Source organism: Mesorhizobium sp. f-mel (assembly GCF_053850215.1).
The window spans coordinates 14990-29497 of record NZ_JBSPTO010000015.1 but is presented as its reverse complement, the minus strand read 5'-3'; the positions used below and the strand labels follow the sequence as shown (position 1 = coordinate 29497).

The 14508-nt window shown below is 61.5% G+C and carries 15 protein-coding genes; 9 read left to right on the top strand and 6 right to left on the bottom strand.

All coding sequences use genetic code 11. The features are described from left to right. Nucleotides 1–3: 3 nt before the first annotated feature. Together ACWUKX_RS18790 and ACWUKX_RS18785 are read right to left on the bottom strand one after the other, a co-directional pair. Nucleotides 4–1896 carry a bifunctional sugar phosphate isomerase/epimerase/4-hydroxyphenylpyruvate dioxygenase family protein gene (locus ACWUKX_RS18790; RefSeq protein ID WP_456008348.1) on the bottom strand — a complete coding sequence of 631 codons (1893 nt, stop codon included), beginning with the start codon at nucleotides 1894–1896 and terminating at the stop codon, nucleotides 4–6. A gap of 85 nt (nucleotides 1897–1981) precedes the next feature. Then, nucleotides 1982–2668, bottom strand: coding sequence for a TetR/AcrR family transcriptional regulator (locus ACWUKX_RS18785; protein WP_287158738.1), 687 nt, complete (start codon nucleotides 2666–2668; stop codon nucleotides 1982–1984). 177 nt (nucleotides 2669–2845) lie between these two features. On the opposite strand from ACWUKX_RS18785, the gene ACWUKX_RS18780 reads away from it, so the two are divergent. The 6 genes from ACWUKX_RS18780 to ACWUKX_RS18755 all read left to right on the top strand — a co-directional run bounded on the left by ACWUKX_RS18780 (nucleotide 2846) and on the right by ACWUKX_RS18755 (nucleotide 7963). Further along, nucleotides 2846–3754 (top strand): shikimate dehydrogenase, encoded by a 909-nt coding sequence (locus ACWUKX_RS18780; RefSeq protein WP_456008346.1) that lies wholly within the window; start codon nucleotides 2846–2848, stop codon nucleotides 3752–3754. Between the two features lie 48 nt (nucleotides 3755–3802). Beyond that, complete coding sequence (dctP, locus tag ACWUKX_RS18775) at nucleotides 3803–4789, top strand: TRAP transporter substrate-binding protein DctP (protein WP_456008345.1); 987 nt, start codon at nucleotides 3803–3805, stop codon at nucleotides 4787–4789. Between the two features lie 72 nt (nucleotides 4790–4861). Continuing rightward, nucleotides 4862–5380 carry a TRAP transporter small permease gene (locus tag ACWUKX_RS18770; RefSeq protein WP_456008343.1) on the top strand — a complete coding sequence of 173 codons (519 nt, stop codon included), beginning with the start codon at nucleotides 4862–4864 and terminating at the stop codon, nucleotides 5378–5380. Beyond that, nucleotides 5377–6678: a TRAP transporter large permease gene (locus tag ACWUKX_RS18765; RefSeq protein ID WP_456008341.1), complete on the top strand. Its 1302-nt coding sequence runs from the start codon at nucleotides 5377–5379 to the stop codon at nucleotides 6676–6678. The genes ACWUKX_RS18770 and ACWUKX_RS18765 overlap by 4 nt, the downstream gene beginning before the upstream one ends. Nucleotides 6679–6682: 4 nt before the next feature. Then, the gene (locus tag ACWUKX_RS18760) at nucleotides 6683–7117 is read left to right on the top strand and encodes a type II 3-dehydroquinate dehydratase (protein WP_456008339.1); all 435 of its coding nucleotides are present in this window, start codon (nucleotides 6683–6685) and stop codon (nucleotides 7115–7117) included. A gap of 9 nt (nucleotides 7118–7126) precedes the next feature. Further along, nucleotides 7127–7963 carry a 3-keto-5-aminohexanoate cleavage protein gene (locus tag ACWUKX_RS18755; protein ID WP_456008337.1) on the top strand — a complete coding sequence of 279 codons (837 nt, stop codon included), beginning with the start codon at nucleotides 7127–7129 and terminating at the stop codon, nucleotides 7961–7963. A 418-nt stretch (nucleotides 7964–8381) separates the two neighbouring features. Here the strand turns inward: ACWUKX_RS18755 and soxR are convergent, their stop codons facing one another. Beyond that, nucleotides 8382–8816 carry a redox-sensitive transcriptional activator SoxR gene (gene soxR, locus ACWUKX_RS18750; RefSeq protein ID WP_258123707.1) on the bottom strand — a complete coding sequence of 145 codons (435 nt, stop codon included), beginning with the start codon at nucleotides 8814–8816 and terminating at the stop codon, nucleotides 8382–8384. Nucleotides 8817–8898: 82 nt separating this feature from the next. Here soxR and ACWUKX_RS18745 point away from each other — a divergent pair, with 82 nt between their 5' ends. Together ACWUKX_RS18745 and ACWUKX_RS18740 are read left to right on the top strand one after the other, a co-directional pair. Further along, nucleotides 8899–9621 carry an SDR family NAD(P)-dependent oxidoreductase gene (locus ACWUKX_RS18745; protein WP_456008335.1) on the top strand — a complete coding sequence of 241 codons (723 nt, stop codon included), beginning with the start codon at nucleotides 8899–8901 and terminating at the stop codon, nucleotides 9619–9621. Continuing rightward, the gene (locus ACWUKX_RS18740) at nucleotides 9618–10652 is read left to right on the top strand and encodes an S-adenosylmethionine:tRNA ribosyltransferase-isomerase (RefSeq protein ID WP_456008333.1); all 1035 of its coding nucleotides are present in this window, start codon (nucleotides 9618–9620) and stop codon (nucleotides 10650–10652) included. The genes ACWUKX_RS18745 and ACWUKX_RS18740 overlap by 4 nt, the downstream gene beginning before the upstream one ends. Nucleotides 10653–11754: 1102 nt before the next feature. On the opposite strand, the gene ACWUKX_RS18735 is transcribed toward ACWUKX_RS18740, so the two are convergent. Continuing rightward, a complete protein-coding gene (locus ACWUKX_RS18735) occupies nucleotides 11755–11994 on the bottom strand; it encodes a DUF2905 domain-containing protein (protein ID WP_342586922.1) in 240 nt (79 codons plus the stop codon). 652 nt (nucleotides 11995–12646) lie between these two features. Between ACWUKX_RS18735 and ACWUKX_RS18730 the strand changes: the two genes are divergently transcribed. Next, a complete protein-coding gene (locus ACWUKX_RS18730; protein WP_456008331.1) occupies nucleotides 12647–13366 on the top strand; it encodes a DUF899 domain-containing protein in 720 nt (239 codons plus the stop codon). Between the two features lie 144 nt (nucleotides 13367–13510). Here the strand turns inward: ACWUKX_RS18730 and ACWUKX_RS18725 are convergent, their stop codons facing one another. Together ACWUKX_RS18725 and ACWUKX_RS18720 are read right to left on the bottom strand one after the other, a co-directional pair. Next, entirely contained in the window at nucleotides 13511–13927 is a 417-nt protein-coding gene (locus ACWUKX_RS18725) for a GFA family protein (RefSeq protein WP_456008329.1), read from the bottom strand. Nucleotides 13928–13950: 23 nt separating this feature from the next. Then, entirely contained in the window at nucleotides 13951–14427 is a 477-nt protein-coding gene (locus ACWUKX_RS18720) for an SRPBCC family protein (protein WP_456008327.1), read from the bottom strand. Between the last annotated feature and the right edge of the window lie 81 nt (nucleotides 14428–14508).

Below are 14508 nucleotides of genomic sequence, written 5' to 3'. Positions count from 1 at the left end.
CCGTCATACCTTTGGCATTCCTTTGGGCCGCATCAGCCGTTTTTGCGCGGCAATGCGGAATGGTGCGTTCGGCGCACCATATCCTGCATAAGCGCCGCGCCGTTCAACGAACTCGATAATGAACCCCTCTCCAAATGTCGGCGCATAGAGCTGGAAAAATTCGCCGTTGTCGTCGCGGTCATAAAGGATGTTGGCTGAGCGTAACCGATCGGCCACCTCCGGATCCAAACCGAAGCGCGCTTCTACGTCGTCGTAGTAGTTCATCGATATCTGAAGCGGTTCGAAGCCGTTGGCCTGCAGCTTCGCCGCCGTCGCAAAGATGTCATCCGTCGCGAGTGCCAGATGCTGGACGCCGGAACCAAAGGTTTCGGCGATGAAATGGCCGGCCAGCGTTCGGTGACTCTCGGCGCCATTCAGCGTGAGGCGGAAGCGCTTGTCCAGACCTTCGATCACCTGGCTGCGCACGAGGCCAGCCGGGTCGACGATGTCAACCATGGGGGTCTTGGTCGTCCTGAAGATCGAGACATAGAACAGCAGCCAGCTCGGCATCTCCTCCTGTGCCATGGTCTGCCCGACATGATCGATGCGGGTGAGGCCGACGCCATTGCCGGGATTTGTCGGCATGACCGGCGTGAACTCTATGTCCCAGACCTTCGCCAGGTCGGTCTTGGCGTCGAGGAAGTAGATCAGTCCGCCGCCGACGCCGCGGATCGCCGGGATCGACAACTCGCCGGGCCCGACCCGTTGGTGAAAGACCTCCGCGCCCAGCGCCTCGGCGCGCGCAACCGTGGCAGCGGCGTCCTCGACCTTCAGGCCCATCGCGTATGCCGACGTGCCATGGACAACAAAAGAAGAATGGGCAAAGCCCTGCCGCTCGGTATTGATGACAACATTGATCTCGCCCTGGCGGTAGAGCGTGACCTCCTTCGAGACGTGCCGACCGGCCTCGACAAAGCCGAGCATGCGCAACAGCGATCCAAGCTGTCCGGCGTCCTGGCGATCGGCCGCGAACTCGATGAACTCGACCCCTCCAACCCCGATGCGGTCGGGCATGGGCGGGATAGCCATGTCAAGTGCCGGTTCTTCACGCCGCACCTGATCCATCAACCATACGAGCGAACGCCGTCCGTCGACGGAGATCGCTTTTGCCGACCCGCCACGGAACTGGTCGTTGAAAATCTCGAGCGACAGATAGCCGTCATAACCGGTTGCCGCGACCGCCTGCATGAACTGTCGCACCGGCAGATCACCTTCGCCTGGCATGTTGCGGAAGTGCCGGCTCCAATAGAGCAAGTCCATTTCGATCAGCGGCGCGTCGGCGAGTTGGACAATGAAGATCTTGTCCGCGGGTATCGAACGGATGGAGCCGAGTTCAATCCTGCGGGCCAGCGTGTGGAAGGAATCGAGAACCAGCCCGACGTTCGGATGGTCAGTCCTGCGCACGATTTCCCACGCATCGCGATGATCGTTGACGTGACGCCCCCAGGCCAATGCCTCGTAGCCGACGCGCAGACCGCGCTTGGCGGCGCGCTCGCCAAGCTCGTGAAAGTCCATGGCCGCCCGGTCGATCCCGCCAAGCGAGACCGGCGACACCGACGAGCATACCAGCATCAGGTCGGTGCCGAGTTCCTGCATGACGTCGAACTTGCGCTCGGCACGATCAAAGGCGCGGTTGCGCTGGGGCTCCGGCAAACCCTCGAAGTCCCTGAACGGCTGGAAGAGCGTTATGATCAGACCTGTGTCACCAGCCATTCGGCCGACGTCGCGCGGTGAGCCGTCAAAGGCGAGGAAATCGTTCTCGAAGATTTCAATACCGTCGAAGCCCGCGGCGGAAATTGCCGCGAATTTCTCCGCCAGGTCACCGGCGATCGACACCGTCGCGATCGAAGTCTTCAAACGCGCCTCCTCCCTGGTTTGTTATGAACGAACCAGTTCGTACATAATTAGGGCAACGCTGGCAGCATCGCAAGTTTCGGCGCGCTCAGCGTTCTGCGGGAGCTTCGTCCTTGGCGACAAAACGCAACAGCATCTCCACGCTGTTGCGTTTGAGCCGCTCGAGTTGTGCCGGCGCGCCGAAGTCGCGTCCGAAGATCATCGAAAAGGTGGTGCGATTGGAAACGTTGAAGAAGCACAGCGCGCTTACTTGCCAATGGAGTTCGACCGCGTCGAGTCCCGGCCGGAAGACCCCCTCTTCGACACCGCGCGAATAGATGCGAGAGATATGGTCGATCGCAGTCACATTCAGTTCGCGGATCGCATCCGATTGTTCGAGGTATTGGCCGTGATGGATGTTCTCGATCATCACCATGCGGATGAATTCCTCGTGTCGGTGATGGTGGTCGAACGTGAACTCCACCAGGCGTGTCAGTGCCGCCACGGGGGGCAGACCTTCGATATCAAGTTGGGCCTCGCCCTCGCGCACCTGGCGATACGCGTTCTCGAGCGCGCGCAGGTAGAGGCCCTCTTTGTCGCCGAAGTAGTAGTAGATCATGCGCTTGCTGAAGCGTGTACGGGCCGCAATCTCGTCTATGCGCGCGCCCGACAAGCCGTTCAGGGCAAACTCCTTGGAGGCGATCTCCAGGATGTTGCGGCGCGTGCCCTCAGGGTCCTGGATACGCGTCGTGCTCGTGTCCGGCTTCGGCTTTCGTTCGTTCTTGATAACGGCCATGCAATTTGGGTTCCCGCCTCGGCGCCAGCCGGCAATTGACTAAACTAACCAGTTAGTACATCATTCGCAAATCGCGACGGACTTATTTATCGGCGCGTTTGACGTGAACACAAGGGCGATCCAGGAATTGCCGCATGTGGGCCAGGAGGCGGCCCGCAAAGGGAGGAATCTCCGGAGATGGGCGACAGCCTTGTCGACCTCCTTTGCCGTCTTGCGGACGAGCACAAGAGCGCCGCCAGCGGCGACAGCGAAAAGGTCGTGATTGGCCTTGTCGGACGCGGCATTCAGTCATCGCGCACTCCCGGCATGCACGAGCGTGAAGCCCGGCGCCTTGGCATCGGCTATTCGTACCTTTTGCTCGATTTCGACAGGCTCGGATTTCCGGACGCGGCGATCGGCGACTTGATCGCGGCGGCGCAAATTGCGGGCTTTCAGGGTCTCAACGTCACTCATCCGTTTAAACAGGCTGCCATTCCCGTCCTGGATGCGTTGTCGCCGGAAGCGCGCGCAATAGGCGCGGTGAATACGGTCGTGTTCACTGGCGGACGCAAGGAAGGCCACAACACCGACGGCTGGGGTTTCGCGGAGAGTTTTCGCGAAGCGATGACTGGCGCATCGATGGGCTGCGTCGCAATGTTCGGCGCCGGCGGAGCGGGCGCCGCAGTCGCAAACGCCCTGATGGAAATGGGCGTTGGCCGGCTGTTCGTCCTCGACAGCCTACCCAGTCGCGCCTCGGATCTTGCGTCGCGCATGGGCGCCTTGTTTGGCGGTCGCGTCGAGACGTGGCCGGACCCGGCCGCAGCCGTGCGCATGGCAAACGGCATCGTCAACACGACCCCGGTGGGCATGGCGAAATACCCCGGAACACCGTTCGACACAGCTCTTCTGACAACCGAAAAATGGGTCGCCGACATAATCTACTTTCCGACCGAAACGGAGTTGTTGGTCGCGGCCCGTACGATCGGCTGCAGAACGCTGCCGGGCATCGGCATGGCGATCTATCAGGCCGTCCGCGCGTTCGAACTCTTCACCGGGCGCAAGGCCGACCGCCGCGCCATGGCAGATCACTTCGAGGCCGCCGCATGAAGGCAATGAAGCCTATAATCATATGAAGACCACAGGGAGGAAATCGACATGAAAGCTGAAATGAACCGACGCCTGTTTATGGTCGCCGCCGGCGCTCTCGCCGCCGGAACCGCTGTCCCCGCCTTCGCGCAGGACAAGCCGAAGCTGCGTTTCTCGGCCGTGTTCTCGGAACAGGACATCCGGGCCGAGATGATGAAAATGTTCGCCGACGCTATCAAGGACGACTTTGCCTTCGAGGGTTATTACGGCGGCAACCTGTTCAAGCAGGGCACCGAACTTGTCGCCATCCAGCGCGGCAATCTTGAGATGGGCAACGTCGCCCCGCAGGACATCTCCAAGCAAATTCCGGCCTGGTCTATCGTCACCGCCGGCTACCTGTTCCGTGACGCCGCGCACCTCAAGGCGTTCTTTGCCAGCGATGCCGGGGCGGAGCTGAAGAAGATGACCGAGGACCAGCTCGGCGTGAGGGTGCTCGGCCCCACCTATTTCGGCCTGCGCCAGGTCGGCCTGAAGCCCGACAAGGAAATCAAGACTCCCGCCGATTTGGCCGGCATCAAGTTGCGTATGCCGGGTGGTGAAGCCTGGCAATTCCTCGGCCAGGCGCTCGGCGCGAACCCTACGCCAATGGCCTACGCCGAGGTCTATACCGGCCTGCAGACAGGCGCAATCGACGGGCAGGACAACCCTCTGCCCAACGTCGAGAATATGAAGTTCTACGAGGTCATGTCGCAGATCGTACTTACCTCGCACCTTGTCGGTTTCGACCTTCTCAGCATCTCGAAAAAGGTGTGGGACGAGATGGGGGCCGAGAAGCAGGCAAAGGTCCAGGCCGCGGCGGACAAGGCGATCGACTTCTCGACAGAGAAACACCTGACGCGCGAGAAGGAACTCGTTGAAACATTCAAGGGCAAGGGCCTGAAGATCTACGAGCCCGATGTCGCAGCATTCCGCAAGCATGTGCAGGAGCAATATCTTGCCTCTGACCTCGCCAAGGAATGGCCTGCCGGGATGGTCGACAAGATCAACGCGCTTTGACGCGACAAAACTCGCCGGCCGCTCCGCTTGTGACCGGCTGGCCTCAACTCGTTTGGCCGCCAGGGAGGCATGATGAACCCGGGATTGCGAAAGGTCGGCGGCTGGCTCTACCGGCGCGCCGAGAACGCCATCGCCATCGCCATCGGCGCCATGTTCGCCGCGTTTCTGCTGCAGGTTGTTTTTCGCTATCTTCTCAACTGGCCGACGGGCTGGAGCAACGAGCTCACCGTCGTGCTCTGGATCTGGGTTGTGCTGTTCGGCGCAGCGTTCGTCGTTCGTGAAGAAGAGGAAATCCGTTTTGATCTCCTCTACGCCGCAGTCGGTCCGGACATAAGGCGAGCAATGACGCTCGCCTTCGCAATCGCTCTCGTCGCGCTCTATGGCTGGTCCTTTCCGGCCGTCTTCGGCTACGTGACCTTCATGAAGGTCGAGAGCACCGCCTACCTCAACATACGCTTCGACTGGCTGTTCTCGATCTACCTCTTCTTCGTGGTCGCCGTGATCGCCCGCTACCTATGGCTCGCGTGGCGTGCTCTGCGCGGCGAAGCACCGGCGGAATTTGACCCCACGAAAGCGAGCTCCGGCGTATGAATCTCGCGAGTCCCTTTTCGCTGTCAGTCGTTGCGATCACAGCGCTGGCCTTGCTCGGCCTGCCGATCGGTCACTCGATGATCGCTGGGTCGATCCTCTATCTCTGGCTTGCAGGGCTCGACATGGGCACGTCCGCTGAGCAGCTCCTCAACGGGCTCTACACCAGCTATATTCTGCTTGCCGTACCGATGTTCATTCTCGCCGCGGAGTTAATGAACGCCGGAACAATGACCGACCGGCTGCTGCAATTCTGCAACGCCGTCGTCGGCCGTTTCCGCGGCGGCCTGGCGCAAGTCAACGTGCTGCAGTCGATCATCTTTGCCGGCATGTCCGGCTCGGCTATCGCCGATGCCGCGGGCACCGGCAAGATGATGCAGAAACTCATGACTAAGGATGGCAAGTACCCGGCGAGCTATGCCGCTGCGCTGACAGCCGTCACCTCCGTCATCGGCCCGATCATTCCTCCGTCAATTCCGCTGGTCATCTACGCGCTAATCTCGGATGCATCCATCGGCTACCTCTTCATTGCGGGTATCGTGCCGGGCCTTCTTCTCGCCCTGTCGCAGATGATCATCGTCGCCATCGACGCGCGCCGGAAAAACTTTCCGGTCGAGCAGCCGGTGCCGCTCAGGGAATTTCCGGGGATCACCTTGCGCGCATTTCCGGCGCTGATGCTGCCGGTCGTTCTGCTGGTCGGCATAAGGGGCGGCGTGATGACCCCGACCGAGGCCGCGGCGGTCGCCGCCGGCTACGCGCTGCTCATCTCGGTCGCGATCTATCGCAGCGTGACGCCGGGTCAGCTCTACCATGCGCTTCTCAACAGCGCCCGCACCACGGCCTCGATCGGCATGCTCATCGCCGGCGCCCTGGTGTTCAACTACGTTGTCACGGTTGAGAACATTCCGCAGTCCCTGTCGGTGATCCTGCAGTCCTGGGATCTTTCGCCGATAGCTTTCCTGATCCTCGTCAACATCCTGCTGCTGATCCTGGGCTGCGTGCTGGAGGGGACGACTATCCTGCTGGTAATCGTGCCGGTGCTGATTCCGACGGCGAAGGCGCTCGGCGTCGACATGGTGCATTTCGGCGTGATGGTCGTCGTCAACATCATGCTCGGGCTCGTCACGCCGCCCTACGGGTTGCTGCTGTTCATCATGACCCGTATCGCAGAGGTGCCGCTGCGCGACCTGGTGCACGACGTAATGCCGTTTCTCTACGCCATGATTGCCGCCCTGATGCTGATCACCTTCTTCCCATCGCTGGTGCTGTGGCTGCCGCGCCTGCTAGGCTATCAAGGATAGGACCATGACCAAGCCAATCTTCGTTCTCAACGGCCCAAACCTCAACCGGCTCGGCATGCGCGAGCCGGAGATCTATGGGAGGACGACACTCGCAGAAATAGAGGGGATGTGCCGTGACGCCGCCGGCGACCGTCCGATCCGTTTTCACCAGTCGAACATCGAGGGCGAAATCGTCAACTGGGTCCATGAGGCGATCGACGAAGGTGCGGGCATTCTGATCAATCCCGCGGGTTTGAGCTTCATTTCGATCCCGGTGCTCGATGCGCTCAAAATGTTTCCGGGCCCGATCGTCGAACTGCATATCTCGAACATCCATCGCCGCGAGGAGATCTATCATCGGTCGCTAGTATCGAAGGTCGCCACCGGCGTGATCGCTGGGCTTGGCGCCAAGGGGTATCCGCTCGCGATCCGCTGGCTCATGGACGAGGTCGACCGATAGTGTATCGCCATGCCTGAACCCTGTATCATCGCCGTTGCGATCACCGGCTCGCTGCCGCGCAAGGAAGACAATCCTGCGGTGCCAATCAGCGTGGCCGAACAGATCGAGTCGACCCAGGAAGCCTTTGAAGCAGGTGCGTCACTGGTGCACATCCACGTGCGCAATGACGATCAGAGTTCATCGTCTGAACCAACGCGCTTCGCTGCCGTTCAGGAGGGGGTGCGTAGGCACTGCCCCGGCATGATCGTCCAGTTTTCGACCGGCGGGCGCGGTCGTGATCCTGCCGCGCGTGGCTCGGCACTTTATCTGAAGCCGGACATGGCCTCGCTTTCAACCGGTTCGGTCAACTTCCCATCCATAGTCTACGAGAACCATCCCGCCCTGATCGGTGATCTCGCAACCGCGATGAAGGCAAATGGCGTGCTGCCGGAGATCGAAATCTTCGACCTCTCGCACCTTCACACTGCCAGGCGGCTGGCCGACGGCGGACTTATAGGTGAACGCCCGCACATCCTGTTTGTCATGGGCGTGCAAAACGCACTGCCTGCGGAGGAGAGATTGCTCGACGTGCTCCTCAGGGAAGCGAAATTCCTGTTTCCACAATCTACCTGGACGGCGGCCGGAATAGGCCGCAACCAAACGATCGTGATGAACTGGGCGTTGGCCCGCGGAGCAGACGCAGTGCGTACCGGACTTGAGGATAATATCAGGATCACCAGGGAACGCCTGGCGCGTAGCAACGCGGAGCTCGTCGAACTTGCGGCGGCCTCAGTCGAGAAGCTTGGCCGGCGCGTGGCCACCGTCAACGAGGCGCGCCAAACGCTTGGTCTGGCGTTAGGATCGTAATCCTGGCTGCAACTTCTCGCCGCTTTGAATTACGGTGACAGTGCACCATTTTCTTTTCCCCACCTGCCGCGTTTTCCCGATTTCACGGCTTTTCCGGTTTGCTCGGCAATCCGGCCAGAAGTGGTTCGCTGCCCACCGGCCGCCCAGATGCCGACATCGGCAGCGCGGCGATGCAAGTCGAGCCATGCGTTCAATCTACACACAGCGACAGCCGAGCAAACATGGCAAAAAGTGCACTGTCACCGTAATGCCGCGCGTCAGTAACAAACCTGCCCGAGCGTGATCATCACGCGCCGAGATGTGCTCGCCGCGACGAGTGCGTTCGCCGCTCGCGGGAGCCGTTACCGGGCCACAGCGTCTCGCACTCGGCGAAGTCTTGCGGTGTCGAGCCTGCAATAGTGACAGGCACGCCGCCAACTTATCCCAGCCAATACCTCGGCCCCGGCCCCTTGCGACCTGCCATATCGGCAGGGTTCGCAAGGCTACACCGGTCGATCGACAGGCAGCCGCAACCGATGCACTCGGTAAGCCCGGACCTCAGACGCTGCAACTCGGCGATGCGCTGGTCGATGCGCTTGGTCCACCGGCCCGACAAACGCGACCAATCCCGACGTGACGGCACGCGATCGGCTGGCAACTTGGCGAGCTCGGCGCCAATCTCCTCAAGCGTCAGCCCAATTCGCTGCGCGAAGACGATGAAGGCGATCCGGCGCAGCACCGAGCGCGGATAGCGTCTATGCCCCGAGCCGGCCCGCTCGGAAGCGATCAGCCCGCGCTCTTCGTAGAAACGCAGGGCCGAAGAGGCGACGCCGCTGCGTCGCGCCACGTCGGTGATGGTCAGCATGGAATCCATGCGTGAAAGAAAGCACGATTCCCGCTTGACTTCAAGTTAACTTGAACTTGTAGCAACGGTGCAGATTGAAGGAGCACCGGCAATGCAGACGAATATCGATCTTCAGGGACTTCGCGTGGCGGTCACGGGCGGCACGTCCGGCCTCGGACTGGCGCTTGTGCGGCAGCTAGCCGAGCAGGGTGCGTCCGTCGCCTTCGTCGCCCGCACCACCGCGAACGTCGAACGCATCGCCGACGAGACGGGCGCGCACGGCATTATCGGCGACGTTGGCAAGAAGGAAGACATCTACCCGATCGCGTTGCAAGTCACCGCGAGCCTCGGCGGGCTCGATGTCCTGATCAACAATGCGTCGAGCCTCGGCCCTGTTCCTCTGGCGCTCCTTGCAGATACCGAGTGCGAGGAGCTGGAAAAAGCGCTCGCGGTCAATCTCGTCGGCGCGTTCCGGCTAACGAAAGCCCTGTTCGGTGCGCTTGCCGCGTCCGCACGCGAGGGCCGTGGCGCGCTGGTGATCAACATCTCCAGCGACGCAGCGGTGAACGCCTATCCCGGCTGGGGCGCATATGGCGCGAGCAAGGCTGCTCTTGCCCATCTCACGGCGATTTGGGACGAGGAGGCGAAAGCCGACGGCATCCGGCTCCTCGCGCTCGACCCTGGCGATATGGACACCCCGCTGCACGCGCTGGCGCTTCCTGACGCCGATCCGTCGACATTGAAGCGCCCCGAAGTGGCTGCTGCCGAGATCATCGAAAGGATGCTCGACGCGTTGCCGGTCAGCACAACGACTCTCGCCGGGACGCGCGGATGATTGCCGCCGACCGTCCCGATCGGCGCTCCGCCAGGCTGTTCGTCGTCGAGGCAGACGGCGCGATGCGCGACCTGCCGCGCGCTGGACTCGCGACGCTATTCGATCCCGGCGATCTGGTCGTCGCCAATGACGCCGCGACCTTGCCTGCCAGCTTGCACGGCACGCATGTCCCCAGCGAAGAGGCGATCGAGATTCGCCTGGCAGGTTGGCTGTCACTTCCCGATCCAACCCGCTTCGTGGCTATTGCCTTCGGCGCGGGCGATCACCGCACGCGCACGGAAGACCGGCTGCCTCCGCCGCCGCTGTCACCAGGTGACCGCCTCCGGCTTGGCCCGCTGGAAGCCGTCGTAGAGCGCCTCCTCGACCATCCTCGCCTTGTCGAGCTGCGCTTCCCAGACAACCGCGCAGAGGTGCTTGCAGGCCTGGCGCGGCACGGCCGGCCGATCCAATACGCGCATGTTCCCGAACCGCTGGCCCTGTGGGATATCTGGACGAAGATTGCCGCCGGGCCGGTCGCGTTCGAGGCGCCGTCGGCAGGCTTTGCGCTCGACTGGCGCACGCTCCAAGCCTGGCGTCGGCGCGACGTCGGCTTCGCATCACTCACCCATGCCGCGGGCGTTTCCTCCACCGGCGATCCCGCGCTCGATTCGCGACTCCCTTTCGACGAGCCGTACCGCATCCCCGAGCGCACCGCGGCGCAGGTTGCGCGGGCGAAGCTCCGCGGCGGCCGCATCATCGCGATCGGCACGAGTGTAGTGCGCGCGCTTGAGGCGGCCGCCAGTCCCGACGGGAATGTGCGTGCCGGAAATGGCATTGCGACAGGGCGCATCGCGCGGGACACGCGGCTTCACGTGGTTGATGCTATTCTCACAGGCGTCCACCAGCCCGGCGAAAGCCATTTCGAGCTCCTGCGTGCCTTTGCCGACGATGCTCTGCTCGCCAAGGCCTCCGCAACCCTCACCGCGTACCGATACCGCACGCATGAATTCGGCGATTCCATGCTGCTCAATCGCCAACCGCTGCATCTATAGCGCGAACAGGACCGGGCCGCCTCCTCCCTGACATGCGTCCATCACGGTCATGGAAGATTGGCGCATCGCCGCCACGGTGGCACGCCTGGACGCTGCATTCGGCGAGGCGCACTTCGATTCAGAGATGAGCGGTTGCCTGCTGGCTAGGTTCCGACACACAACGACGGCTTGCAACTTTCACCCGCACTAGCCTGACGACTGGATCTCACGGCTCGCCCAGCACATCGGCAGCCGCTCAAACCTTGCTTCAGCCTCGTGCTGGACATTCCGAACGCTGGCGATATCAGCGGCTTCGTGGTCGCAGATCATGCGCAGCCGGTCAGATGCGACCTGGCTCCGTGGGGAAGGAACGAGAACGGGCTCGAATTCCCCAGGCATGGTGGCGCCGCCATGACGAGTACGGCAATCGCTGAGTGTCATGAGCACAACCGCGAATTGCGGTGACTGTGCACTATTTTCCTTGCTGCCTGCCGTGCCTTCGATCCGTAATGCCGTCGTGGGCGCAGATCCGCCTCCTGAAGATAGTGCGCGTCCGCCCTGCCGCCGGGCCGGTTAGCCTGGCGGCATCTTCGCGAACGTCTTCAGCGCGGTATCAATCTTGTCCCAAGGGAGGGCCCGGATACCATAGGTTACGAATGCGGATCTGCGAAGTGCGGCTGCTTCTGCCAATACGAATTCAACATAGGAGGCGGCCAAGGACCCGCCCTTTTCTGAATCACTCGGTTAGGGCCTTGAGAATCGACGTGGACCATAGGATCAGAATGAATCCGATACCCACCAAAGCATCACAGCATCCCAGTCGCGATAATCCCGGCGCATTTCAGGCCTCCCTTACAACACACGTATCTCGTACAGAATCTCGCGCTCACAGCCGCATCCTCCGAAGTAGACGAGGGGGCTGTATAGGTCCCGCCGTCTGTACCGCCGGGTGACTCGCCCAGCAAAATCGAATTGGTGAAAGCCGTGTCCTATTCAAGAGTTTCTGTTGCCGAGCAGCGGAAAAACCGCCTTCGCCGAGATAAGGCGCAATCGCTATTGCTGCCAGATCGGGTTGCTCCCCGCGTCGTCCGTTCCCTCCGGAGACGCAGGCTCGCCGGACTCGTTACCGGTTGAGTAGCCACAGAACAAAAGAGAGAACGATGCTGATCAATATTCCGGTGCCGATCGGAGCATAAAACGTAAAGTTCTCACGTTCGATCACGATGTCGCCAGGCAGTCTGCCCAGACCGATTCGAGACAACCAGGGCCACAATAGGCCTGTGGCGACTATAATCAAACCAATGACAATCAGGGTTCGCGACATCTCGTTGCGCTCAATTTCCGCTGCTTCTTTCTCGTTCATCTTCGGCGGTTCATTGTCGGCGTCTCGGGACGCTGGATGGCCAGCGTCAACTCGCAAGAGCGGCGATGCCATGCCAGGCTGGCTGAGCTCGAGGTCGAAGATCAGCCAAAGCGCCGGACGGATTGGACGTTATCTGGAACTCACGAGTTTGGCGCAGGTTCCACACGGCCCACAGGCGCGTGAAAGTCGAGGTTTTGTTGTCGACAGCTGCTCGGTTATCAGCGGACATGGCGGGCTGCAGGATCTTCGGGTCGACATGGGCTGGCCGTTGTAGGTGCCGTCGCCGCTCCCCCTGTGTTCGCTTGATGAACTCCATCAAGAGGGAGGGCGCCGGGTTCGGCGTGCGTCTCAAGCAGGAAATGCCCGCCGCGCGGGAACATCAGCACCTCGCCTTGTGACTCCGTCCTTCTTTTTCAGTCTGCGGTCCGCAACGCATCGAGCAGAGGTGTTCGAGCGGGAGCGCTATCCATTTCCAGCTTGTAGTCTTCGAAGGCCAAAGTGACATCATTGGCATCCGTGATCAGGGAGTCCATCGGAAACCCACCCCACATCTGGCTACCATGTTTCGCCTCCGGCGTTAAGTTTATCTCCTGACGCAACAAGTTGCTTCGAGGAACGGAAAGGAAGCCCCCCGAGTAAGGAGACAGGAGCGATGACGAAACACAAGACCGGAACACGCGAAGAATGGCTGGGAGCGCGGCTCGCACTGCTCGAGGCGGAGAAACGGCTCATGCGGCAGAGCGACGAGCTGGCGCGACAGCGACAGGACCTGCCGTGGGTTCGGATCGATAAGGAGTATCTATTGGAGACCGAGGAGGGAAGCGCCTCGCTCGCCGACCTTTTCCAAGGGCGCTCGCAACTCTTCGTCTATCATTTCATGTTCGGCTACGGATACCGGCTCACCGATGAGCGCCAAGGATGCACCGGATGCTCCTTGATCGCCGATCACTTCGACTGCGTCATCCCCCACTTGAACGGCCGCGACATTACCCTCGTTTGCGAATCGATCGCCCCGTTGCAGGAGCTCCAGGATTACAAGCAGCAAATGGGCTGGCGCTTTCCGTGGGTTTCGTCGCTCGGGAGCGATTTCAAATGCGACTTCGGCGCCGCCTTCACCGAAGAGCAGCAGAGAGACGGCGCCGACTATAACTATCAGCATGTCGACAGGGCCGAGCCGCAGAAGGAGGGAATGAGCGTCTTCGCGCTCCAGGACGGTGCCGTCTACCACACCTACTCCACCTACGCCCGTGGCACCGAGGCGCTTATGGGGGTCTACCGTTTCCTCGACCTGGCTCCGTGGGGAAGGAACGAGAACGGGCTCGAGTTCCCCCAGGCATGGTGGCGCCGCCATGATGAGTACGGCAATCGCTGAGCGGTGAGTGTCATGGGCACAACCGCGAATTACGGTGACAGGTGCGCTATTTCCTTTCTGACTGCCGTGCCTTCGATCCGCGCCTGCGGTGGGCGCAGATCCGCCCTCTGAAGATAGTGCGCGTCCGCCCTGACGCCGGGCCGGTTAGCCTGGCGGCATCTTCTCGAACGTCTTCAGCGCGGTATCCATCTTGTCCCAGGGGAGGGCGCGGCTGCCGTAGGTCACAACGGTCGGATTGAACCGGCTCGGATCGTCGAGACTTCCGGCATAAACCGCGATCGGCTCCGGCATGGCGGCGAAGCTCAGGTAGACCGGCGTTCCGCAGACCGGGCAGAACGAATGGATGTTATCGTTGCCGCTGTCACCCGCAACGCGCCAGTCCGTCGCCGTGCCGGTGATCTTCACGTCTGCCCGCGACGGAAACGTCAGATAGGATTGGTGGCCGGTGCCGCTTCTTTTCTGGCAATCGCGGCATTGGCAGTGGTTTTCGAAGATCGGGGCTGCCTTTGCCTCGTAGCGGACCGCGCCGCACGCGCATCCGCCGGTGTAGAGAGTACTCATCTGCTCGCTCCTAGTTCCCGGGTTCAGGCCGCCAGTTCGGACGCGCGCGGCTTGGCGAAGACATCGATCGCCTGACCCGTTTCGAGGAAGGATTTCAGGCTGGAGAGGACGATCGGCCAACCGCGCTTGATGCCGTTCGCCATCCCGCTGCCGGCTTCGAGTTCGTCATGGGTGACGGTCAGCCGGACCATGGCCTCGTATTCCTCGAGCTCGAAGGTCACCCGGCTGTAGCTCGCCGGATCAGATGCCTGCGAAGCGTTTGCCCAGGTGATGACGAGACGGGTCGGCGGGGAGACCTCGACGACCTTGCCGACGAGTTCGACGGTCCGTTCATCATTGGCGCGGATATGTTCCCATCTTGAACCCGGCTTCCAGTCAGAGACGTTCTCGTGGCCCCAGTAGTGCCGTGCGAGGTCCGGTTTCGTTATTGCCTCGAACACCTTTCCCGGTGTCGAGACAATATAGGTCGTGTAAGTAAAGCTGATCGTTTCCTTGGTCATTGCGAGGCTCCTTTTTGTTTCGCGAGCATAGGTAGATGGGGAAACCGGACTCGTGTGAGTGACAATCGTGTCGCGAATGGC

Excerpts from the sequence above, each read along its gene's own strand:
- ACWUKX_RS18765 (WP_456008341.1), top strand. The coding sequence starts at position 5,377 with ATGAATCTCGCGAGTCCCTTTTCGCTGTCAGTCGTTGCGATCACAGCG.
- ACWUKX_RS18785 (WP_287158738.1), bottom strand. The coding sequence starts at position 2,668 with ATGGCCGTTATCAAGAACGAACGAAAGCCGAAGCCGGACACGAGCACG.
- ACWUKX_RS18725 (WP_456008329.1), bottom strand. The coding sequence starts at position 13,927 with ATGAGTACTCTCTACACCGGCGGATGCGCGTGCGGCGCGGTCCGCTAC.
- dctP (WP_456008345.1), top strand. The coding sequence starts at position 3,803 with ATGAAAGCTGAAATGAACCGACGCCTGTTTATGGTCGCCGCCGGCGCT.
- ACWUKX_RS18745 (WP_456008335.1), top strand. The coding sequence starts at position 8,899 with ATGCAGACGAATATCGATCTTCAGGGACTTCGCGTGGCGGTCACGGGC.
- ACWUKX_RS18770 (WP_456008343.1), top strand. The coding sequence starts at position 4,862 with ATGAACCCGGGATTGCGAAAGGTCGGCGGCTGGCTCTACCGGCGCGCC.
- ACWUKX_RS18755 (WP_456008337.1), top strand. The coding sequence starts at position 7,127 with ATGCCTGAACCCTGTATCATCGCCGTTGCGATCACCGGCTCGCTGCCG.
- ACWUKX_RS18730 (WP_456008331.1), top strand. The coding sequence starts at position 12,647 with ATGACGAAACACAAGACCGGAACACGCGAAGAATGGCTGGGAGCGCGG.
- soxR (WP_258123707.1), bottom strand. The coding sequence starts at position 8,816 with ATGGATTCCATGCTGACCATCACCGACGTGGCGCGACGCAGCGGCGTC.
- ACWUKX_RS18760 (WP_456008339.1), top strand. The coding sequence starts at position 6,683 with ATGACCAAGCCAATCTTCGTTCTCAACGGCCCAAACCTCAACCGGCTC.
- ACWUKX_RS18720 (WP_456008327.1), bottom strand. The coding sequence starts at position 14,427 with ATGACCAAGGAAACGATCAGCTTTACTTACACGACCTATATTGTCTCG.
- ACWUKX_RS18735 (WP_342586922.1), bottom strand. The coding sequence starts at position 11,994 with ATGAACGAGAAAGAAGCAGCGGAAATTGAGCGCAACGAGATGTCGCGA.
- ACWUKX_RS18740 (WP_456008333.1), top strand. The coding sequence starts at position 9,618 with ATGATTGCCGCCGACCGTCCCGATCGGCGCTCCGCCAGGCTGTTCGTC.
- ACWUKX_RS18780 (WP_456008346.1), top strand. The coding sequence starts at position 2,846 with ATGGGCGACAGCCTTGTCGACCTCCTTTGCCGTCTTGCGGACGAGCAC.